Here is a 21,967-nt window from a genome sequence, read left to right as displayed (position 1 = left end):
ATGAAATATAGCCACATAGAACAGTACCTAAAGGGAACACTGGATCCTAAGGCAATGCATGAACTTGAAAAGCAGGCGCTTGAAGATCCTTTTCTTGCTGAGGCGTTAGAGGGGTATTCGTCGGTTGAAACGTCGGCTTCTTCACAGCTCACGATACTTCAGAAGCAGCTGGAAGAACGAATTGCTCGCCAGCAGGAAAATAAGAACCGATTCTATTTTACCTGGCAGCGTCTAAGCGTAGCGGCTGCTGCAGGCCTTTTGTTCTTGTCTGCTGGTATTTTGTTTTGGATGAAAGCAGATAAGGGGCAGCGCCGCCTCACTTCTCACAAGCAAGTGGACGTGAAGCTCACACCTGCGGACAGTCTTGGACTTGATTTTGAATCCCCGTTGGACGAAAGCGGTAAAAGCGAATCGCTCAGCATAGCAGGAGTTGCTTATGGACGGGATGCTGATTTGCTGAAGCGTCCGGTGAACACACTCCCGAACGACCGTCTGGGGATGTCCAGGGGCACTCATGCGCCTAATGCTACTGGCGGAAATACTGTTGTAAATGATTTGGAGGGTGACAGGCCAATCGCTACGCTCCGGAGTACAGCGGTACCTCTTGCTGACTCTCTTGGTCGTCGTGTAAACGCAATGGCAGAGGCAGAACAGGTAACGGGAGGATCTCTTAGTGATGTTGCTGCTGGCAGAGGATTAAAATTATTGACCGGTAAGGTGATATCAAAGGGGAAGAGCATTCCGTTAGCGGGTGTGTCAGTAATACCCGAGGGGAAGCAGCAAGGAACCGTTACAAATACTGACGGTGAGTTCTTACTTCCTGATTCTACAGATACAGACGTGCGGTTTTCATCTCCGGGTTATGTCACTACAGTGAGGAGCGTCCGGGCAGGACAGGCCCTTACTGTTGCTCTTGAAGCGGAAAGAAATGCAGAAGCAGGCTCTGAGATGGCAGGAGCAGGTGCGGTCAGGAAATTTAGTAAGCCAGAGCCGGTTCCAGGATGGCTGAAATACCGGCAATATATCAAGACAAACAACAGGCTGGGTACACATGCCGACCGACAAGGTACTGTTACGGTTTCTTTTAATGTGAATTCGAGTGGCATTTTGAGTGATTTCAAGATCGTCAAGGGATTGTCTGAGGCATGCGATAAGGAGGCAATCCGTTTAATTGAGGAAGGCCCTGCGTGGTATCCCTCATCAGGCAAGGACATCTCGGAGGGTAGAGTTACCATCGTTTTTGGGAAGTAAGGAAAAATTAGCGAGACTTTTTAATGAAATATATTCTTGTGTTGGCTGGCTTACTCTTTGTCGGCTGTAAGTTGGATCTAAGGGCGAGCAAGTCAAGAATGAGCACCGATCCTCACTCATTCTCCCGGCCTCTTCATGTCGCGGTTAAACATCTCGATCTGCGTTTGACGGTTGATTTTGAAGCGCGGGTTATTAAGGGTAAGGCGGAGTGGACTGTAGAGAATATCGCGAAAAGCGACACAGTAATTTTCGATACGCGGCAGTTGCAGATACAGAAAGTGACTGTAGATGGCCATGAGGGAAAGTATGAGTTAGGCCCTGAGCAAAAATTCCTTGGACGAGCTTTAAAGGTTGTTATAACTCCGAGCACGAAGAAGGTGGTGATCTGGTATGCCTCTTCCAGGGAAGCAGAAGCGCTGCAATGGCTGAAGGCTCAGCAGACAGCAGGTAAAGACTATCCTTTTTTGTATACTCAATCCGAAGCCATACTGGCCCGTACATGGATTCCATGTCAGGACAGTCCGGGTATCAGATTCACATATGACGCTACTGTCGTTGTTCCCCGGGGCCTGATGGCTTTAATGAGCGCCAGTAATCCTCAGAAAGTGTCAGCTGACGGCGTCTATCACTTCAAGCAAGACAAGCGCATTCCGTCTTATTTGATGGCCCTTGCCGTCGGCAACCTGCGCTTCAGGGCCATTGACCAGCGTACTGGTATTTACGCTGAGCCCGTAACTCTCCAGAAGGCTGCCTGGGAGTTCGCTGATATGGGGCGAATGGTTGAAGCTGCCGAAAAACTGTATGGCAGTTACAGCTGGGGCAGATATGATGTACTTGTTCTTCCTCCTAGTTTTCCGTTTGGAGGCATGGAGAACCCGATGCTGACCTTTGCTACCCCTACGGTAATAGCGGGAGACCGGTCTTTGGTCAGTTTGGTTGCCCACGAACTCGCGCATAGTTGGAGTGGTAATCTGGTTACCAATGCCACATGGAACGACTTTTGGCTTAATGAGGGATTCACTGTTTATTTTGAAAGGCGCATAGTTGAAGAGGTGTACGGGACAGAGGAAGCGAGGATGCAGGAGGTTCTGGGTATGGCAAGTTTAAAGGAGACCATTGAAGACCTCGGCCCGAATAGTGCGGACACGCGTCTTAAGGGGAATTATGCAGGAAGGAACCCAGACGACGGAATGACTGACATCGCTTACGAAAAAGGGTATTTTTTCCTCAAGACGATAGAGAGTGCAGTGGGCCGGCCTAAATTTGACGCCTTTTTAAAAAGGTATTTTGCATCCCATGCTTTTAGGTCCATAACGACTGAGGATTTCTTGAATGAGCTCGACAGTGCACTTTTAAAAGATCAGAGCTTTCGGGCCAGGGTTAAAGTCCATGATTGGGTATATGAGCCAGGAATTCCGCCGAATACACCACGTGTTGGATCGGCGAGGTTCACAATGATCGATTCTATCCTTAGAAACATTACACATGACGGGGGTAAAGTACCTGGACTAAAAGCAAAAGTAGCAACTGCAAATGAACAATTGTATTTAGTTAAGGGCCTGCCTTCAAACTTAATCACGACTGATATGGCGGCGCTCGACCAGGAGTTTGGCTTTACTTCATCCGGCAACGCTGAAATTCAGTGCGCGTGGTACCAAGTTGCCATTCGTCATCAGTATAGAGCTGCGTATCCAGCTGTTGAACGGTTCCTGACAACTGTAGGAAGGCGGAAGTTTCTGATTCCATTGTACAAGGAGATGACGAAGACAGCAGCGGGTAAGGCCTGGGCCAGGGAGATCTATAAGACAGCAAGAGGTAATTACCACTCTGTTTCATATAACACGGTGGATGCCTTGCTAAGGTGAAATGGCAGAAGTCGCCTGCTACCGGGTTCCCGGACTGGTCTCAGGGAGTCCGAACGAGGGCGTCAGGCATAGAACTTAGGCATGCTGAGGTTAAACCTGACTGCAATCAGCCTGATGCCACAGATGAGCGAGATAGTGACAAGCCGGGCCACGTCTCTATTCAGGCTTTCGAGGAGAATGAAGTATATCACCCCTCCTACAATACAGGCCGTTGCATAAATCTCTTTTCTGAATATTTGCGGAATATCGTTCAAGAGAATATCGCGTAGGACACCACCGAAACTTCCGGTAATTGTCCCCAGTATAATGCATATGCCAGGATCGAGCCCCGCCTGGATCCCTTTCTGGATTCCTATCATGGTGTATAATCCGAGACCCACTGCGTCAAAAATAATAAAGGTGGTCTTCAGATTTTTGATGTGATTCTTGAAGAACAGGGTGACGATACCCGTGGCGAAAATAAGGATTGGTATGTTGGGAGTTCGCATCCACGTGACGGGGGTGTATCCTATGAGGACATCACGGATTGTCCCTCCTCCCAGAGCGGTAACAAAGCCGATGATAAGCACTCCGAAGGCGTCAAATCTTTTTTGCATAGCAGAAAATGCGCCGGAGATTGTAAAGACGACGATTCCCGCTGTCTCTATAATATAGGAAATACTTATTGACATACCCTTATAGCGATTCTTTAATCAACTGAATTACAAACGTGCTGCTTTTTGGGCATAAAAAAATATGCTGTAAAAGCAAGAAAGGCTCCGAAGGGAGCCTTTCTTGCTTTATAATGTCTAAAATCTTTTTAGATGAAGAAGTGCATGATGAAATAAACCAGGCCAGCCAAAAGGGCTGAAACCGGGATAGTAAGAATCCATGCCCAAACCAGGTTGATGGTAACTCCCCATCGTACAGCCGAGACTCTCTTTGTCAGACCTACGCCAATAATAGAGCCGGTAATGGTGTGTGTTGTAGAAACAGGAATGGCAAAATGTTCTGTGATGCCCAGGGTGATCGCTCCTGCTGTTTCAGCTCCTACACCTTCCAGGGCAGTAACCTTTGTTATTCTCGATCCCATCGTTTTAACAATTCTCCATCCTCCGCTCATTGTACCAAAGGCGATTGCGCTATAACAAACAATCGGAACCCATTCAGGCATATGGTCCTTGCTGCTTATGACATTTGATGCAACAAGCGCCACATAGATAATCCCCATTACTTTTTGTGCGTCGTTACCGCCATGGGCGAAACTTAGAGCAGCAGAAGACACAAGCTGCAGGCGCTTAAACCATTTTTCCGCTGTAGCTGGCTTCGACCATCGGCTGAGATTAATAATGATCAGCGTAATAATGACCGATATGATCATACCAATAATCGGCGCCAGGACTATGAAAGAAAGAATTTTAAATACATAGCCCAGGTTTAATGCTTCGGTAGGGGTATGGCCGTTTAACAATGCGTATGTAATGCCCGCTCCCGCAAATCCTCCAATCAGAGTATGACTGGAGCTGGATGGGATACCGTAGTACCATGTGAATAAGTTCCAGGTGATCGCGGCTATTAATCCGGCCAGAATCACATGCATCGTGATGAAGTTTTCGACAACAGTTTTGGCCACTGTGTTAGCCACCTTGTGATCATCGAAATAGAAATAAGCTGCAAAATTAAACAGGGCAGCCCAAAGAACAGCCTGAAAAGGTGAAAGCACCTTTGTAGAAACTACTGTTGCAATTGAATTTGCCGCATCATGAAATCCGTTAATATAATCGAACAGAACCGCCAGGATAACGACAACTACTAAAAGGGTAGTAACCATTTTTAGTGATTTTAAGTTGTTTTATGCGTTCTTAACGAGAATAGTTTCAAGGACGTTCGCTGCGTCTTCACACTTGTCTGTGGCTGTCTCAAGTGCAGAAAGGATCTCTTTGTATTTGATGATTAATTTCACATCCTGTTCGTATTCAAACAAGTCTGCCACTGCCCGGTCGAAGACGTAGTCAGCCTGATTTTCCATGCTGTTGATACGGACACAAGAATCGGTGATCAACCGGATGTTCTTCAAGTTCTTTAACTCAAAGACAGCCTTATTCAGGTCGACACATCCCTGGAGGATTAGTTCGGCCAGTTTCTTTACCGGAGTAGTTCCTTCAGTGATCTTGTAAAGGTCCATGCGAGCTGCTGACCCGTGTATAAAGTCTGCAATGTCGTCGATGGCAGAGGCCAGGGCGTGGATATCTTCGCGGTCGAAAGGTGTAATAAAGTTCTTTCCTAACTCAAGGAATATTTGGTGGGTGATATCGTCTCCAACATGCTCAAGATCTTCAATCTTTTTGGTAAGTTCTAGTCGGCGACTAGCACTTGTGGAGTTCACCAGTTCATTCAGGGCTTCACCTAAATTTATCAGATTTTCACTTGCTTTTTCAAACAAGGGAAAAAACTTCCTGTCCTTCGGCACGAAGTATTGGAAAATGCTGTTTAATGACATATAATACTTTTCAAAAACTCAGCAAAAGTATCAATACAATGTTAACTTAATGTTAATTGTTAATTAAGACATTGCGGGAGAGTCGCGTGGATGTCGGCCGCACTCACTGAAATACAGTATAAAACAGCAAGATCTCCGGTTTTTCTGCCACTGTGAGACGAAGCTTCTGAGAAGTCAGTCGATTTCTTTACAGCCAGGGGTTCTGCAGTTGTTGCTAGTGGCGCGTGTTAACTTTTACACCTCTTTAGATCGGAAATGACCCTTTTGCGCGGGCGAGGGTGAAGGCGAAGGTAGAGCCGAGGCCTTCAGTACTTCGTACCGTAATGGTTTGCTGATGCGCTTCCAGAATATGTTTTACAATAGCCAGGCCAAGACCAGACCCTCCTATTTGTCTTGAACGGCTTTGGTCTGTACGGAAGAATCGTTCAAACAACCTTGGAAGATATTTCTCTTCGATGCCGCTTCCGTCGTCTGTTACTTCTACCAGTATCTGATCATGTAAGACAAATGTTTTGATAGACGTTGTGCCATTCTCTTTGCCATACTTAATTGAGTTGTCAATAAGGTTGATAAGGACCTGGCATATTTTGTCCCTGTCGGCATTTACCCAGGTTGGCACCTGATACTTGTCCTTAAACACGAGCTGTATTTTCTGAGCCTGCGCTTTAAGCTCCATTTGCTCGATCACTTCCTTTATCATAACCGTAAGATCAAACTTCTTATAGTTTAATTTTACCTCGCCGCTTTCAAGCTTGGATATGGAATCAAGGTCGCTAATAAGTAAACTGAGGCGTTCAATGTTCTTCGAAGCCTTATCGAGGAATTGCTTCGCCAGCTCGGGATCCTCAATCGCTTCGTCCTGCAGCGCCTCTATGTAGCCTTGTACGGCGAATAGCGGCGTCTTTAGTTCATGCGATATATTTCCTAAAAACTCTCGTCTGAATTGTTCCTGGTTTTTTAATGCGTCGATCTCAATCTTTTTTACCCTTGCCCATTCTTTCACTTCATTTTCTACATCGTGGATAGGATCGTCACTTACATATTCTCCGAGCGCATCTTTTAAATCCTTGCCCAGCTTCAGGTTGTGGATAAGCTTGTAAATCAGCTTTATTTTGCTGTATATGTACTTCTCTATCAAGTAATAGAATACGAGGTAACAAATTACCAGCGTAACACCAAAGGTCAAAGCAAGGTCGTACAAGTTCCCCTGAAAGTAGTAGTTAACAATAGCAAGGGTTAAAGCGACTACAAAAGCGTTTATGAATACTAATTCCCTGAGTTTCATTTACAATGATACTATTTTTCGGCATTCCATTCTGCATAAAATTGAGCCAGATATTCTTCCATAAACTTATGTCTTTCAGCTGCCAGTCTTTTTGCAGATCCTGTGTTCATTTTGTCCTTCAACAAAAGCAGCTTTTCGTAAAAGTGGTTTATTGTAGGGCCCTCGTTGTTTTTGTACTCCTCCCTGGTCATATTTAACCTCGGTTGAATTTCCGGGTCGAAGAGCGGACGGTTCTTATGGTCGCCGTAAGTAAAGGCTCGTGCTATACCAATCGCTCCAATAGCATCTAGCCTGTCAGCGTCTTGGACAACCTCCATCTCCAGGGAGTTGAATGAGGGCTTGCCCAGACTAGCCTTGAATGACATATGCCGGATAATCTGTTCCACGTGGAAGGATATGGACGGGTCTACTTTGATAGAATTCAGGAAATTAGCCGCGGTTGAGGGGCCGATTTCTTCGTCTCCTCCATGGAACTTTGAGTCTGCGATGTCGTGTAGTAAAGCGGCAAGTTCTACCACCAAAAGATCTGCCTGCTCTTCTCGACCGATTGTCCTGGCGGTATTCCACACCCGCTCGATATGGAACCAGTCATGACCGCTTTCTGCTCCTCTTAATGTTTCTTTTACAAAGGTTATTGTCTGCTGTATAATGTCTGCGCGATCCAAAATTAAAGGTACTTATAGTTCAGAAAGTAGTGAAGATATAAACTTCGCAGGAGTTTCAACGTGAGGAATGTGGCCCACCCCTTCAAATTCGATCAATTTGCAATTGGGGATCTTTGCAGCGGTTTGCTTTCCGAGCGTCCGGTATTGACCGTGCCTGGCTTGTTCTGCAACGGGCAGCAGTGCTTTTCCAACGATCGTTTTGTCTTCGAGACCGACAAACAAGGTCACCGGAACTTTCAAGTTCGAAAGTTCATGAACTACCGGTTGTTCGTAAATCATCGTAAAGGTAAGAGCAGCCACCAGCGCGTAACGTGGAAAGTCCGCACTTTTAGATACTCCTCCTCCGACGTCAACAAGATAGTCGTATTCGGGCTTCCATTTGGGGAAATAAGATGACTGATAGTACTTCTTTACGCTCTCTGGAGTAGCTTTAAGCTCCGTTTTATATTGCTCTTCCGTTGTAATATAAGGTACGAATGTTCGGTAGTCCTCCAGACCGATCGGGTCTTCAAGGAGTAGTTTTGACGTCCTGTCGGGGTACATCAGTGCGAATCGGGATGCAAGCATGCCTCCCATCGAGTGTCCCAGGACAGCGGTTTTTCTGATGCCAAGCGTGTCGAGGAGCTGAGCGTTAAAACGTGCGAGAAGATGGAAACTGTAATGGATAAAAGGTTTTGATGATTTTCCGAATCCGACCTGGTCGGGCACGATCACCCTGTACCCTTTGTCGCAGAGCGCTTTGATTACATCTTTCCAGTAATACCCTGCAAAGTTCTTTCCGTGTAAGAGGATAACCGACTTTCCCGAAGGCCGGGCAGGCTGCACGTCCATGTACGCCATTCTGAAGTCCTGACCCTCCTGGTTCAGGTTTATAAAGTGAACAGGATAAGGATATTTAACGTTCTCCAGCGTAATTGATAGCGTGTCAGACTGCGCAAACAAGCAGAAGGGGAGTAATAATGCTAATAGTAAGACCGCATTTTTCATTTTTTTGATATGTACACCAACAATAACGATTTTCCGGGCATTCGGTGTTGCAGATCCTGCTCTTTTTTAATGATGGGAATGGATCTTCCTTATAAGTCAAAGCTTAGCTGCCTTTTCTCAATACGAAAGGCACGAATACACTAAACGAAACATTTCTTCCCAGGTTCAAAAAGCCCTTTTGTTTGAACCGGCTGAGGTGATCGATATACGCTTTGTCAAACAGGTTCCTTGCGTTGATACTTAATCGCAGCGCTTGTCGTCCCACTTTTACGGTCGTTCCAGCAGAAGCATTAACAAGGGTATAAGCGGCTCCCGGAGTTTCAAATATATCAATGTGATTTTGTTGAAATACATTATCCAAGCCTATCGAGAACCAGGTATTTTCCATCCCTTTTATCGCGGGCTCGAAGCGTATTTCATTCCTCAGTACAGGGGCAGGGATAAAGGGGAGATCGGATCTGGTGGAGTTATTTTTGCCCCTCGTTATTGAGAAGCTGTTTTCGAAGTGGATGAGTGATATCGGATGGAGCGTAAAACCGGCTTCAAGTCCATACAGGTTTGCATTGTCCTGCCGGTAATGATATACATAATGATGGTCTATCATCTCGTCCAGGTCTGATTGTCTTAAGTAAATATAGTTGTCAATATAGTTATTATAGAGATTCAGAAAGGCGTCCGCCTTGTCCGTCTGGTACTCTAGCGCCGCATCTATATAGTAACTCCTCTCAGGCTTCAGGTTGACATTGCCGATCTCATACCGTTCAGTTCCTTCATGAACTCCGCCAGTGCTGAGTTCTGCTATGTTAGGGGCCCTGAATGCACTTCCGATATTTGCCTTAAAGTTGAGTGCTTTGCTAAGTTCGTGCGTTATCCCAACGGCCCCGCTAAGGTTCGAGAAGTCATTAGAGAAGGCGCTGAATTTAGGCGTTCCGTTTTCTTCCATCTGTTTCCCGTCAATGGTTCTGTAGTCAAACCGTAAGCCTGCGTTAAAAGTGGTAGCCTTCCAGTTTTTTTCGCGTAGAAAAACGCGCCGGCATCTTTACTGTCGTAATCGGGAATCAGGAGTTCTTCGGCTCTGTTTGCGTTTTTCTGGAATGCCCCCGAGATACCGATTGCAGGCTCCCAGCCATTCTGTTTGGGCAGGTAATATTTCAGGTCATAACTGAACGTTTTAAGATCGAAGAATAGAGAGGGATCCCTTTCACTATCCTCCAGTTCTCTTCGCTGGTTTTGTTGAAAGGATATAGTAGATCTCAGACTGCCTTCTCCAATCATAATGTAAGTATTGACAGCCGCTTTATAATGGCGGATGTCCTGAAAGGGGGTGAATAGGTTGCGGCTTTTATACTGTGCCGGGTCAATAACCTCTTCCTCTTCTCCTGCGTTTTCTTCTTCCCTCACGAATTGCCCCGCTTCATTCCTCTCGTATTCGGGCAGGCCGAGCTTCTGCCTGAATGACGACAAATCTAAATGCATGTACCCCCAGTTTCTATTCACTCCGAGCTGTCCGCTCACGTCGGTCTCGTGAAAGGCCGTGTTGGGTAAGCGGTAGTCCGGGGTTTTCAGTCCGTACGCATTTTTATAGGAAACCCTGCTTCGCCAGACAAGTCCGTTACTATTCCCTTCCAGCATTCCTGAAGAACCGCTGAGGCCATTGTTTGAGGCATAGCTGGAAGTCGCCTCACCCCGGATTGTTCCCTGGGACGGAGGCAAAGCGTCGATAATATTGATCACTCCTCCCATTGCATCGGAGCCATAAAGCAGACTGGCGGCTCCCCGCAATACTTCTACTCTTTCTGCCCGGAATTGATCTATTTCAATGCCGTGCTCGTCTCCCCATTGCTGGCCTTCCTGTTTGACACCGTCAGAAAGTGTGATCACCCTGTTATAACTCAGTCCCCTGATCACCGGCTTTGAAATGGAAGATCCTGTGGTGATCTGAGAAACGCCGGGGAGCTTGGAAATGGCATCTATGATGTTCGCAGATGGAACTCTGGCGAGGTCAGACTTGTTAAGAACTGTTACAGAGGTGCTGTTTTTCTTATTAGTGGAACTACTCGCTGCACCGGTTACTACCACCTCCTGAACTTCAATGGTACTTCTCTCGAGTGCAAAATTCCGAATGCTGCCTACATCAACCGGTTCAGCAATTGTCTTATACCCAAGATATTTTACCTCAATCAGAAAGTGCCCTTTTGCAGGAAGTTTCGAAAAAACGTAGTTCCCTTTATCATCCGTTCCCACTGAGAGCCGCAGCTCGGCAATAGAAAGGGTAGCGCCAGCCAGGGGAGGCCTGTGGCGGCATCCGTAACCTGTCCGTGAATAGGGGGGATAGCAGCTGGACTATCAAAAGAGCAGAGCAGGGCAATAGCTAAAATATACAAGATGTTAGCTTTCATTTTATACCGTAAAGAGTGTGTAGTTGTGCCGCTATGGAAACGACAACATCGAATGCACGGCAACAGGCGCATTCTCATTAATGTGAATACGAGATCAGATAGGACTAGGAGATAGGAGGGCCTCTTAGAAGGTGTATAATGCGCTCGCATACGTATCCAATGAGCTTGTTTTCGGTAAGTATGCGAATAAAGGGAATTTCAGCAGGAACAGCTTGGGTCGATTCTGTCTTTGTCGCCTGATGTTGAATATGCGCCGCGCAGAGCCAGCAACTGGAATCCTGGGAAAGATGTGCACGGTGACTGCACCGCGCGGCACCGTTGCTATCCCTGCATCGCTGTTCCGGGTTATGGTGGTGAAGGAAATCGAGGGAAAGGGTAAGCCCCGCGAAATACAGTAAAAGACATACTGAAAGTGCAACCCGTGCCGATTTCTTGAACTTTGTCATTATTAATGTATCAAAGTTACATTAAATTCTTGTCCTAGTTAACAATTAATTTGTATCCCTTGCCGTGGACGTTGATAATTTCGACCTTCGGATCATCTTTAAGGTACTTTCTAAGCTTGCTAAGGAAAACGTCCATGCTTCTGCCATTGAAATAGTTGTCATCATGCCAGATGCTGAGCAGCGCCTCTTCTCTCGTAAGAACATTGTTCTTCTTAAGACATAAAAGCCTGAGAAGCTCAGCCTCCTTAGTAGAGACCTTCTGCTGCATGTCGTCTTTTTTGATAAACTGGCCGGTGTAGTCGAATAGATAGTCTCCGATCTGGAATTTATCCTGTTCTGCCGGCTTGTTTTCCTGATTAGACACCCGCTTAAGGAGTGCATTGATCCTCAAGAGCAGTTCTTCTATCCGAAAGGGCTTAGTGATATAGTCGTCTCCTCCAAGATTAAATGCTTCTGATTTATCTTCAATCATGGTCTTGGCTGTTGCAAAGATAATGGGAATAAAAGGGTTAATATTCCTGATATCTTTACCCAGCGAGAATCCGTCTTTCTTAGGCATCATCACATCAAGGATGCAAAGATCGAAAGCCTGTTCGGTAAAGAGCTTTAGCCCTTCTTCTCCGTCTTTAGCCAGTATCACGTCGTATTTGCCCTTTAATTGCAAGTAGTCCTGAAGCAGCAGGCCCAAATTCGGGTCGTCCTCTACTAGTAAGATTCTTTTCATGTTTAGTTCCTGTCGTAATTACTTTTCCTGCGTGAGCGGCAACGTAATTTCAAATTCTGAGCCTTTGTCCTTTTCACTCTTTACCCTGATGCTTCCCTGATGGCGCTTTATAATATTATTCACATAACTCAAGCCTAGTCCGAAACCTTTTACGTCATGAAGGTTCCCTGTCGGGATTCGGTAGAACTGCTCAAAAATCTTTGACAGCTGATCCTTGTTCATTCCTATCCCGTTATCCCTCACTTTTATAACCAGGCTTTTACCCACGTTCCCGGTGACGATTGTGATTTGGGGATCGTCTTTGCTATACTTAAGCGCGTTGTCAATGAGATTGAATATAACATTGCTCAGGTGCAGTTCATCTCCGGTAACCGTTGACCGAAGCGCATGTAATTCGAGTGTTACTTTGGCATCCTTCTTTGAGAACTGAAGATCCATGCTATCGGTAATAGCAGAGATCAGGTCATTTACTTCGATTGGTTTAAAGTCAAGCCTAAGATCGCCGCGGTCAATCCGCGCGATGTTAAGTACTCTTTCGATGTGGTTTCCCAGCCTCACATTCTCATCGTAAATGATCCCGGCCAGCCGCTGGATCCTGCTCTTGTCTTCCGTTAGCTCCGGATCCTTCAAGGCCTCACTAGCGATCATAATAGTAGCAACCGGAGTCTTGAATTCGTGCGTCATATTGTTGATGAAGTCAGTCTTCATCTCCGAAATCTTCTTTTGCCGGAAAATAGTCAGTATTGTGAAAGCAAAACAACCGATCATCACGATGAGCAGACTGGCTGACGAGGCGAGGACAAAGTTCATATGCTGCATCAGGTAACGGGTTTTTCCTGGAAAAGTGATACTGAGCACGCCGGAGTCGTTAATGATTTCTTTTGGAAAAAGGATGGTTGAATACGTGTTATCATTTTCGAATACATTCCTCTTATCGGTCGCGAACAGCAGAGAGTCAGAGTTGGCCGATCCAATTCTAAAATTGTAAGCAAGATTGATTCCTCTCTGTTGCAGCTCTGAACGCAAGAGTGTGTCGACAATGACCGGGTTAACACGGTTCAAAAGTGGCGTATTGAACTGCTCATACTCGTTTGCCAGGTCCTCGAATATGGCAGTCTTCTGATTATCGGACCTTGCTTTAAAATAGCGGTTAATATTAGAGACTTCCTTTTTTTCTCCTCTTCCAGAAGCCTGGCCTGCAGTTCGGTTTTGTGTTTTGCCTGTTCTTGAAGCAGCTTGCGGCTCAGTGCAGGATTTTTTCGGGGCATAGAAACTACTCTCAGTCCTGCCATCGGGTCTTCAACCAGGTAATAGGCCGTATCCAGATTTACAGCCTTCCGTTTTTTTACCTTTTGTATATCCTGATTCTCTACAGCATAGAGTTCGTGTTCCTCGTTTTGAAAGACCCGTCCGTTATAGTCAATAGACTGATGCATCTTGACCCGTATAGACACCTTCTCCCATTCCCGGGGGTCGCGCATATACGTCTCATAAAAATCATTATCTATTGTGAGGATGCGCGGAAAGCGGCTTCTTAGTATACTGTCGCGCATTCGGAAGTCGCTCTCTATTCGTCTGTTGAGTTCTTTAATGCGCAGGGCAAAAAGCTCAGCATGCTTTTTAACGGCTTGCTGCTCTCTTTTTTCTCTCTCGAATTTTTAATCTCTTCTTCCGCTTTAGCCTTCCGCTTGATGAAGTCCATGGCATCGCGCTTAGCCAGCTTTTTACTCACCTCACTTAGTGAGTTGTTAACTGACAGGTCAAAAAGCTGAGACTTTTGGATGTAGGATTCGTGTATAAAATAGTATTGCATTCCCATCACGCCCAGGAGGGCTGCACTCATCAAACCTATAATCAAGCTAATACTTCTCTTTTTCATGCACTCTTGCTCTGAATCAACTCTCCACACACATTATCTTTCTGTATAAGGGCTTAAGGACAGACTGTCCCCGCCTTTTACAAAAATACTGAAGCCGGGATAAGAGGAACAGTATTTAACAAATTTTAACAGAGGTGTTGTGGTTCAGGTGATTATAATGGGGCGCCCGGAAAACGAAGAAGCCTCCTTTTTGGGGAGGCTTTCATTGTTGTTGATTATGTTTGCAGTCTCTAGAACGGCAGGTCGTCGTCCTGAGGAGCTGAATTAAAATCTGCCGGAGGTGCATATTCAGGAGCAGCTGCTGCGGCCCCGCTTAAAGTATTGATACGCCACACTACAAGAGTATTGAAATAGGCTGTCTTGCCGTTTCTGTCGGTCCATGGGCGACCCCTCAGGTTGAAAAATACCTCCACCTGATCTCCCGTCTTCAGGTTATCAAAAAGGTTTACCTTGTCTTGTAAAGCCTCAAATTTAATGTATTCGGGGTAAGAAGGATTTTCTGCGTATTCAATTATAATTTCCCGCTTTCGGAACGTTTCCGTTACATTCATCACCGGAGAGATTTCGTGTACTTTGCCCTTAATATCCATATTCTCGTTCAATTATTACAAGATTCAAAACTGCCAAATTTAATTGATTAACTTCGCACATATTTTATGGAAGTTTTCAACAGCGCGAGAAAGATTTTAGTAACATGTAATAAACGTCTTGCTCCATACCTTCAGGAGGAGGTGGAGCAACTCGGTTTTACCATCACAAGGAGTTTTAGCACCGGTGTGGAGCTGTCGGGTACGCTTAACGATTGTATTGTTCTTAACTTGAACCTCCGGACCGCCAGTCAGGTGCTTTATTCTCTTAAAGACTTTCACGCCTCTGCTCCCGACGTTCTATATCGGGAGTTGCTCGAAATAGCCTGGGAAGAATTGATCGACTTCGCGGGATATTTTTCAATCACATCCAATGTAAACAACGAGCATATCAGGACGCCGCTCTTTGCGAACGTGAAAGTAAAAGATGCGATTGTAGACCGGATCAGATCAAGAAAGAACGTCCGCCCCGATTCCGGCCCCTTAACCAATAAGACGGTTGTTCACTTGTACTGGAAGGATAATCAGGCAGAAGTGTTTATAGATTCCTCAGGAGAGGTGATTTCCAAGCATGGGTACCGGAAGCTGCCAGGAAAGGCACCGATGCTGGAGGCTCTTGCCGCCGGAACTATACTTGCCAGCAAATGGGATGGTAAAAGTTCTTTTGTGAATCCCATGTGCGGCTCGGGTACCGTGGCCATCGAGGCTGCGCTGATGGCTACTCACAAAAGCCCCGGCTTCTTTCGCATGAATTATGGGTTCATGCATATTCTGGAGTATGACGAACAAGTGTTTTTTTCTGAGCGCCGCAAGTTAAAGGATCAGGCGAAGAAGGAGCTTGACTTTAAGATCATAGCTTCTGATATCTCGGAAGAAGCGATTGATATAGCGCGGAAAAATGCTAAAACTGCCGGAGTGGAGCATCTTATTGACTTTCAGGTATGCGACTTCGCAGACACTGAAATTCCGGCAGGTAATGGCGTCGTTATGTTTAACCCTGAGTACGGAGAACGTCTCGGCGTTCATGCCAAACTGGAGGCTACATATAAGCGGATAGGCGACTTTATGAAGCAAAAGTGCAAAGGGTATTACGGCTACATTTTTACCGGAAACCCTGATCTCGCTAAGAAAATCGGACTGAAGGCCGCCAGAAGAATTGAATTTTACAATGGAAAGCTCGATTGCCGTTTGCTGGAGTATGAGTTATATGAAGGCACGCGGAGGGAAGGTGATTAGTCTTCCAGCTTCCCCAGCAAGGCTTCTATACTCAACATTTCCTGCTCGCCGCTTTTCATGCTCTTTAGCGTGTATTGACCTGACTGCAGCTCCTCACTTCCAATAAGTATAACGTAGGGAATGTTCTTGCTGTCGGCATAAGTCATTTGCTTTTTCAACTTTGCAGAAGCGGGGTACAACTCTGAAGATATTCCTCTTTTCCGGAGCGAGGCAAGCAAGGGCAGGGCCGCTTTCTCTGCTTCCTGGTCGAAGTTGGTGATCAGGACCCTGGTCGTTGCTGCTGAGTCTTCAGGAAACAAGCCCAGTTCTTCCATTACGTCGTAGATGCGGTCAGCACCGAAGGAAATACCCACGCCGGTCAGACCTTTTAGTCCGAACATGCCTGTGAGGTCGTCATATCTTCCTCCTCCTCCGATACTTCCCATTGCCACTTCATTCGTCTTTACTTCGAAAATAGCTCCGGTGTAATAGTTAAGACCGCGTGCTAGTGTTACATCGACCTCCACGTTTCCGCCCGACGTATTATCGGCCAGCCCCCCAGGAGATGCAAATACTTAAAAATCGTTTCTATTTCCTCAATCCCCTTTAATCCTATTGATGAGGTTTGCAAGACATCTTTCAGATCCTTAAGTTTAGCTTCGTTTGAGCCTTTCAGTAATATAACCGGTCTTAATTTTTCAAGGTCGCTGATTTGAAAACCTCTTTCCGCCAATTCTTTTTCAACGCCCTCCAGGCCTATCTTGTCGAGCTTATCTATTGCCACCGTCATGTCAACGATCAGTTCAGGCTTACCTATCACTTCTGCAATGCCGCTCAGGATTTTCCGGTTGTTGATCTTAATGGTAAAGTCTTTCAAGCCGAGCGAACCGAGCGCTTCCCTGTAGATCAGTATAAATTCCGCTTCGTTTAAAAGACTTTCGGAACCTACGACATCGGCATCACACTGGTAAAACTCACGATATCTGCCTTTCTGGGGACGATCTGCCCGCCACACGGGTTGTATTTGAAAGCGTTTAAAGGGGTAGGAGATCTCGTTCTGATGCATAACGACGTATCGTGCAAATGGTACGGTGAGGTCGTAGCGCAGCGCCTTTTCCGACAAAACCGGCAGTAAGGAGCGCGAGTTTATCTCAAAGTCAGCCGAATTCTGCTGCTTTTTTCTGCTTCGCCCCAAAAGTCGCCGCTGTTGAGTATTTTAAAGATCAGCTTGTCGCCCTCATCGCCATACTTGCCGGTGAGCGTGCCAAGGTTCTCCATTGAGGGAGTCTGGATCTCACGGTATCCGTATTTGCGAAAGACAGCTTTAATAGCGTCGAAAATATAATTGCGCCTCACCATTTCAACTGGTGAGAAGTCTCTGGTGCCTTTAGGTACAGACGGTTTGTTGTTCGCCATTGCGCAAAAGTACAAAAAGGAGCTCAGCCCTTAAAAGAGATAATAGCAAGATATTATCCCGCGATTAAGATTGCCCGTTGAGTTCCTGCTCCAGGATCTTGCGGCAGCCGGCTTCAATCATCTCGTATACCGGAGCAAACTGATCATCCTGATAGTAAGGATCCGGCACGACCTCCTCGTTAAGTAAGAGTCTTACCTTCTTCCGATCTGACTCAGACCTTGCCTTCGAGAGGACATCACGCAGGTTCATCTTGTCCATCACAAAAATACGGTCAAAGCGGTCAAAGTCTTCCTGACTAAATAGACGGCAGCATTGTTTCGATATATCTATACCATATTTCTTTGCAATAGCTATTGATCTCCTGTCGGGCGGTTCTCCAATATGCCAGTCACCGGTGCCGGCCGAGTCTACTTCCCAGTCTAATCCTTTTTCTCTTACAAGGTTTTCCATGATGCCATGAGCCAAAGGCGAGCGGCATATGTTACCCAGGCATACCATCAGTAATCTCATCGTAGTTAACAAATAGTGAAGAAGTTTAGCCAAATAGCTGATTCAACAGCGCAGCGAGTCTTACCCCTCCTTTTAGTAATTGCTGATTTAACGTCGCGTAGTGATCGAAATTATATTTATAGCTAAAGTTTGAGTCCCTTTCAGCTTCCTCATACAGGCTTTCACTGATTTTGTAGGACTCAAAGATCCAGGTCGTGAGGTCCTGATTTTGCCATTGGGCTATCTGCTGCTTATCGGCATGATCAATTGCATTAGCGTATTCGGTATAGCTCAGCTGCTGGTAGTCGATGAGCTCGGAATCCCAAAGGCTATGCAGGTTGTTCGGGCGGCCAAACCACTTGATCTTGATGTCATTTCCGCCCTTGTCCTCAGCTCTTCCGCAGTGCATTGGCTGATGAATGTCACCCACGATATGAACCAGGGCCCGTATATAGAACTGCTTCATCTCGAGAGGAAGGTCCTTTTTCTTAAGTTCGGAGGTTATAAAGGAGACTTTTGTATAGGCATTGGCAGCTGTGTCGCTGATTAAGAGTTGTCGTGCCTGTTCATAGTTCTGACCTTTAGGAAGGTTTACGTAATGCCATTCACCCAGGTAGCGGAGTGAAGGATCGGACTTAATAAAATCCATCCAGTTGCTTGCCATAGCGATCGTTTCCCCGCCAAGGATCTTCCTGATTTCCTTGCGCGTTTTAGCAGTGAGGTGATGATCTGCAACTTCTCCAACAATACGGTGTCCAAGTAAGCCCCATGCCTCAGATTGCAGCGGCAAATTTAAAAGGAGTATAATAGCTGCAATAATCGTTGTCGTCTTTCTCATAATCTACAATGGTTGAGGATCACAAATGATCTTTTTCTGCAATTTTAAAGTTAGAGGAATCTGGTTGTCGATATCATAAAGCCTAATTTCATCTTCAGTTACAGCTTTAATCAAAAATGTAGGAAGATACTGACCTATTCTATAGCAACCGGCAAGCTTCTGCCTGAAATCCGATTTGGTGAACGTTCCGACCAGGTACAGTGTATCGTTGCTTCTCACATACGTTCCCTTTGCATATTCTACCCACGTTCCCTTGTTGAAGCACTCATCCCCGTAGTAGTTAATCTTTGATCGGGTAGATATTGTAGCGTAAAAAGAGTCACAGGTAAATTTGAACGAGTGGCGGCTGTATTGCAGCAGACTATCCTGGAATTTTGCAGGCTCTCCATTCCAGACACCCTGGAACTCCTGCGAACCCCGGCCCTGAACGTTGGGGTTAAACCTGCAGGAGACTGCTGCAATGATGATAATAGTAAGTGTAAAAACTAAAAGTCGACTTGCGTGCATAAAAAAATTCCCTCTCCTCGCGGGGAAGAGAGGGATTCAGTTGTTAATAATTATTTAAGTCCGCCAATCATGTCTTCAGGGCGCACCCATTGATCAAACTGCTCATTAGTGAGCAGCTCCAGTTCTAAGGCGGCTTCTCTCAGCGACTTTTTCTCTTTGTGTGCCTTCTTGGCAATCTTAGCAGCATTTTCATACCCGATATGAGGGTTAAGCGCAGTTACAAGCATCAGCGAGTTCTCAACATGCTTCCTTATTCCGTCATAGTTCGGCTCAATGCCAACGGCGCAGTGTTCGTCAAATGACACGCAAACATCCCCCAGGAGCCGTGCAGACTGAAGGAAGTTGGCTGCAATAACGGGTTTGAAGACGTTAAGTTCATAATGCCCGTTAGAGCCCCCGATTGAAACAGTCACATCATTACCCATTACCTGTGCTGCTACCATGGTCATCGCTTCATTTTGCGTCGGGTTTACTTTTCCAGGCATGATAGATGATCCAGGTTCATTCTCAGGAATGAGGATCTCTCCAATTCCAGAGCGGGGACCAGAAGCCATCATTCTGATGTCATTGGCAATTTTCATGAGGGCTACAGCCAGCTGTTTGAGTGCTCCGTGAGCCTCTACCATTGCATCGTGCGATGCTAATGCCTCAAATTTGTTCTCCGCTGTTCTAAAAGGAAGACCGGTAAAGCGGGCAATATACTCAGCCACTTTTACGTCATAACCTTTGGGAGTGTTAATGCCTGTACCAACGGCCGTTCCGCCTAAAGCAAGTTCGCCAAGATGATCAAGCGTATTTTTTATTGCCTTTAAGGCATGGTCCAGCTGAGATACATATCCCGAAAATTCCTGACCTAAAGTGAGCGGCGTAGCGTCCATAAGGTGAGTACGGCCAATCTTCACTACGTCTTTAAATGCTTCTGATTTTGCTTTCAACGTGTCCCTCAGTCTCTCTACACCCGGAATGGTCACCTCTGTTACCATCTTGTAGGCTGCAATATGCATCGCTGTCGGGTAGGTGTCATTAGATGACTGCGACTTATTCACATCGTCATTCGGATGGATAAAGGTCTTTCCTTCGCCCAGCTTGTGCCCCTGCAGCACATGCGCGCGGTTAGCAACAACTTCATTCACGTTCATGTTAGACTGCGTTCCTGATCCTGTTTGCCAGATCACCAACGGAAATTCTCCGTAAAACTTCCCCTCAAGAATCTCGTCGCACACTCTGGCAATAAGGTCGCGCTTTTCTTCAGAAAGCACACCGCAATCTGTGTTCGTATAGGCCGCTGCCTTTTTCAAATAAGCAAATGCATCTATTATTTCCTTCGGCATAGAAGCTTCCGGTCCGATTTTGAAATTGTTTCGTGAGCGTTCAGTCTGTGCTCCCCAGTACTTGTCTGCCGGAACCTGAACGTCGCCCATTGTGTCGTGTTCTATTCTGAAATTCATCTTTTTAGGGTTTTTTTGGATTTCACAAACTTATACAAAAATGTTTAATAAGCATTTTTTTTAAGACATGACGCTATTTGAAATTTTCGTCATTCCACTCTTCGTGTAGGCAAGGCAGGTAATGATCGATAGGGCAAGAATTTATTTGTTTAAAACTCTTTTCATACGCTTTTGTAATATTTTCTGATTTTCGCGCCTGAATAGAAAGATTAGCTGTATAAATATGATTCGTTCCTGCATTTTAGTCCTTGGGTTCTTTTATTCCGTCATTTCATTCAATTCTTGCTCTTCCGGTGAAAAAAAGGGAGTCAGGACCGCTGCCGATGACAAGTCTGACAGTCTTACCCTGGTTTATGATAAAAAGAGGGCGGATAAAAAGATTGATGCCTTTATGCAGGACCTTCATAAAAAGAGGGGTTTTAACGGCAACGTTCTCGTGGCCAAGAAAGGGAAGATCGTCTATCAGAATGCAATAGGATGGGCCGACTATCTTCACCGCGACAGTCTTAAGATCAATTCTGTATTCGAGCTTGCATCGGTGTCTAAACCAATGACTGCCACAGCAATACTAATGCTTGCTGAACAGGGAAAGCTCAAGCTGACCCAAACAGTTAACGATTTTTTTCCCGATTTTCCTTATCCCGGCATAACCGTCAAGATGCTTCTCTCTCATCGCTCGGGCTTAATGAACTACGTGTATTTTGTAGACCGCCTGTGGAAATCGCAGCGCAAGAATGAAAGTAAGGGGATCACCAACTCAGACGTTATGAAGCTCATTGCTGAGCATAAGCCTCCCGTCTACACGCGCCCTGACGTTAAGTTCCATTACAATAATTCCAACTTCATGATCCTGGGAGCAATTATTGAAAAGGTCAGTGGTATGAAGTATTCACAGTTTATGAAGGAACATATTTTCAAGCCGTGTGGCATGAAGAACACAGCTGTTTATTCAAAAGCTGAATACGACAAGATTCCGGTAGATGTGGTAGGTCACGACCGTACCTGGCGGTACTCGGTTGTTCAGAATTTTCTGGACGGCCCCGTCGGAGATAAAGGCATTTACAGCACAGTGCACGACCTGCTCCTGTTTGACCGTTGCCTTCGCAAGGGTAAGCTGCTCTCCAGGGCCTGGCAAGATTCCGCGTACACCGGTCATAATACTCTTGTGAGAGGGCATTTTAATTATGGCTATGGTTGGCGTATCTTTGACGGTGACGGGCATAAGATTGTATATCATACCGGATGGTGGCATGGCTTCAGGCATATTTATCTGAGAGATCTCACGTCCGACGTAACGATTGTATTGCTTTGCAATCTTACCAATGGCAGCTTGCTGCAACTTGACGAACTGTATAAGATGGTTGGGATGCCGGTTGTAAGGAAGACTGCTTATAGCGGGAATGGAGATACTTCCGAAGATTAATTGCCCTGAATGTCACGAAATTAATAAATTGGTTGATTTCGCTCAATTTTGTATGTTTATCAA

The 21,967-nt window shown here is 45.8% G+C and carries 22 protein-coding genes and 1 pseudogene; 5 read left to right on the top strand and 18 right to left on the bottom strand.

The window, feature by feature from the left end; all coding sequences use genetic code 11:
• Together ACES2C_RS05630 and ACES2C_RS05625 are read left to right on the top strand one after the other, a co-directional pair.
• Window positions 1-1,251 (top strand): carboxypeptidase-like regulatory domain-containing protein, encoded by a 1,251-nt coding sequence (locus ACES2C_RS05630; RefSeq protein ID WP_374166019.1) that lies wholly within the window; start codon window positions 1-3, stop codon window positions 1,249-1,251.
• A gap of 23 nt (window positions 1,252-1,274) precedes the next feature.
• Window positions 1,275-3,116, top strand: a complete 1,842-nt coding sequence (locus tag ACES2C_RS05625) for a M1 family metallopeptidase (RefSeq protein WP_374166018.1) — start codon at window positions 1,275-1,277, stop codon at window positions 3,114-3,116.
• Window positions 3,117-3,178: 62 nt separating this feature from the next.
• Here the strand turns inward: ACES2C_RS05625 and ACES2C_RS05620 are convergent, their stop codons facing one another.
• The 8 genes from ACES2C_RS05620 to ACES2C_RS05585 all read right to left on the bottom strand — a co-directional run bounded on the left by ACES2C_RS05620 (window position 3,179) and on the right by ACES2C_RS05585 (window position 10,776).
• The gene (locus tag ACES2C_RS05620; RefSeq protein WP_374166017.1) at window positions 3,179-3,787 is read right to left on the bottom strand and encodes a trimeric intracellular cation channel family protein; all 609 of its coding nucleotides are present in this window, start codon (window positions 3,785-3,787) and stop codon (window positions 3,179-3,181) included.
• A gap of 128 nt (window positions 3,788-3,915) precedes the next feature.
• Window positions 3,916-4,926 (bottom strand): anion permease, encoded by a 1,011-nt coding sequence (locus ACES2C_RS05615; protein WP_374166016.1) that lies wholly within the window; start codon window positions 4,924-4,926, stop codon window positions 3,916-3,918.
• A 21-nt stretch (window positions 4,927-4,947) separates the two neighbouring features.
• Window positions 4,948-5,595 (bottom strand): DUF47 domain-containing protein, encoded by a 648-nt coding sequence (locus ACES2C_RS05610; RefSeq protein WP_374166015.1) that lies wholly within the window; start codon window positions 5,593-5,595, stop codon window positions 4,948-4,950.
• 244 nt (window positions 5,596-5,839) lie between these two features.
• Complete coding sequence (locus ACES2C_RS05605; protein WP_374166014.1) at window positions 5,840-6,880, bottom strand: sensor histidine kinase; 1,041 nt, start codon at window positions 6,878-6,880, stop codon at window positions 5,840-5,842.
• Between the two features lie 11 nt (window positions 6,881-6,891).
• Window positions 6,892-7,548, bottom strand: a complete 657-nt coding sequence (locus ACES2C_RS05600; RefSeq protein ID WP_374166911.1) for an HD domain-containing protein — start codon at window positions 7,546-7,548, stop codon at window positions 6,892-6,894.
• Window positions 7,549-7,557: 9 nt separating this feature from the next.
• Window positions 7,558-8,532: an alpha/beta fold hydrolase gene (locus ACES2C_RS05595; RefSeq protein WP_374166013.1), complete on the bottom strand. Its 975-nt coding sequence runs from the start codon at window positions 8,530-8,532 to the stop codon at window positions 7,558-7,560.
• Between the two features lie 103 nt (window positions 8,533-8,635).
• A complete protein-coding gene (locus ACES2C_RS05590; protein WP_374166910.1) occupies window positions 8,636-9,490 on the bottom strand; it encodes a TonB-dependent receptor in 855 nt (284 codons plus the stop codon).
• Complete coding sequence (locus ACES2C_RS05585) at window positions 9,400-10,776, bottom strand: TonB-dependent receptor plug domain-containing protein (RefSeq protein WP_374166012.1); 1,377 nt, start codon at window positions 10,774-10,776, stop codon at window positions 9,400-9,402. The genes ACES2C_RS05590 and ACES2C_RS05585 overlap by 91 nt, the downstream gene beginning before the upstream one ends.
• Before the next feature lie 286 nt (window positions 10,777-11,062).
• Here ACES2C_RS05585 and ACES2C_RS05580 point away from each other — a divergent pair, with 286 nt between their 5' ends.
• On the top strand, window positions 11,063-11,329 hold the full coding sequence (locus tag ACES2C_RS05580; protein WP_374166011.1) for a hypothetical protein: 267 nt from the start codon (window positions 11,063-11,065) through the stop codon (window positions 11,327-11,329).
• An 82-nt stretch (window positions 11,330-11,411) separates the two neighbouring features.
• Here ACES2C_RS05580 and ACES2C_RS05575 read toward each other — a convergent pair whose 3' ends face one another.
• The 5 genes from ACES2C_RS05575 to ACES2C_RS05555 all read right to left on the bottom strand — a co-directional run bounded on the left by ACES2C_RS05575 (window position 11,412) and on the right by ACES2C_RS05555 (window position 14,570).
• Window positions 11,412-12,101 carry a response regulator transcription factor gene (locus ACES2C_RS05575; RefSeq protein ID WP_374166010.1) on the bottom strand — a complete coding sequence of 230 codons (690 nt, stop codon included), beginning with the start codon at window positions 12,099-12,101 and terminating at the stop codon, window positions 11,412-11,414.
• Window positions 12,102-12,119: 18 nt separating this feature from the next.
• Window positions 12,120-13,163 (bottom strand): sensor histidine kinase, encoded by a 1,044-nt coding sequence (locus ACES2C_RS05570; protein ID WP_374166009.1) that lies wholly within the window; start codon window positions 13,161-13,163, stop codon window positions 12,120-12,122.
• Window positions 13,160-13,654 carry a hypothetical protein gene (locus tag ACES2C_RS05565; protein WP_374166008.1) on the bottom strand — a complete coding sequence of 165 codons (495 nt, stop codon included), beginning with the start codon at window positions 13,652-13,654 and terminating at the stop codon, window positions 13,160-13,162. Before ACES2C_RS05565 ends, ACES2C_RS05570 begins: the two co-directional genes overlap by 4 nt.
• A 14-nt stretch (window positions 13,655-13,668) precedes the next feature.
• Complete coding sequence (locus ACES2C_RS05560; protein ID WP_374166007.1) at window positions 13,669-13,980, bottom strand: hypothetical protein; 312 nt, start codon at window positions 13,978-13,980, stop codon at window positions 13,669-13,671.
• 230 nt (window positions 13,981-14,210) lie between these two features.
• Window positions 14,211-14,570, bottom strand: coding sequence for a DUF3127 domain-containing protein (locus ACES2C_RS05555; RefSeq protein WP_374166909.1), 360 nt, complete (start codon window positions 14,568-14,570; stop codon window positions 14,211-14,213).
• A gap of 66 nt (window positions 14,571-14,636) precedes the next feature.
• On the opposite strand from ACES2C_RS05555, the gene ACES2C_RS05550 reads away from it, so the two are divergent.
• On the top strand, window positions 14,637-15,803 hold the full coding sequence (locus ACES2C_RS05550) for a class I SAM-dependent RNA methyltransferase (RefSeq protein ID WP_374166006.1): 1,167 nt from the start codon (window positions 14,637-14,639) through the stop codon (window positions 15,801-15,803).
• Here ACES2C_RS05550 and hisS read toward each other — a convergent pair.
• The 5 genes and pseudogenes from hisS to fumC all read right to left on the bottom strand — a co-directional run bounded on the left by hisS (window position 15,800) and on the right by fumC (window position 20,481).
• Window positions 15,800-17,198, bottom strand: a pseudogene (gene hisS / locus ACES2C_RS05545) (histidine--tRNA ligase). The gene ACES2C_RS05550 and the pseudogene hisS overlap by 4 nt on opposite strands.
• Window positions 17,199-17,262: 64 nt before the next feature.
• Window positions 17,263-17,709 carry a low molecular weight protein-tyrosine-phosphatase gene (locus ACES2C_RS05540; protein ID WP_374166005.1) on the bottom strand — a complete coding sequence of 149 codons (447 nt, stop codon included), beginning with the start codon at window positions 17,707-17,709 and terminating at the stop codon, window positions 17,263-17,265.
• 25 nt (window positions 17,710-17,734) lie between these two features.
• The gene (locus ACES2C_RS05535) at window positions 17,735-18,526 is read right to left on the bottom strand and encodes a S1/P1 nuclease (protein ID WP_374166004.1); all 792 of its coding nucleotides are present in this window, start codon (window positions 18,524-18,526) and stop codon (window positions 17,735-17,737) included.
• Between the two features lie 3 nt (window positions 18,527-18,529).
• Window positions 18,530-19,033 carry a fumarate hydratase gene (locus ACES2C_RS05530; RefSeq protein WP_374166003.1) on the bottom strand — a complete coding sequence of 168 codons (504 nt, stop codon included), beginning with the start codon at window positions 19,031-19,033 and terminating at the stop codon, window positions 18,530-18,532.
• Between the two features lie 50 nt (window positions 19,034-19,083).
• Entirely contained in the window at window positions 19,084-20,481 is a 1,398-nt protein-coding gene (fumC, locus tag ACES2C_RS05525) for a class II fumarate hydratase (RefSeq protein ID WP_374166002.1), read from the bottom strand.
• A gap of 223 nt (window positions 20,482-20,704) precedes the next feature.
• On the opposite strand from fumC, the gene ACES2C_RS05520 reads away from it, so the two are divergent.
• On the top strand, window positions 20,705-21,904 hold the full coding sequence (locus tag ACES2C_RS05520) for a serine hydrolase domain-containing protein (protein WP_374166001.1): 1,200 nt from the start codon (window positions 20,705-20,707) through the stop codon (window positions 21,902-21,904).
• Window positions 21,905-21,967: the final 63 nt, after the last annotated feature.

The sequence above is a fragment of the Arcticibacter sp. MXS-1 genome (genome assembly GCF_041902385.1).
Lineage (GTDB): Bacteria > Bacteroidota > Bacteroidia > Sphingobacteriales > Sphingobacteriaceae > Arcticibacter.
The sequence above is the reverse complement of the archived record's forward strand: the minus strand, read 5'-3'. Positions and strand labels throughout refer to the sequence as shown.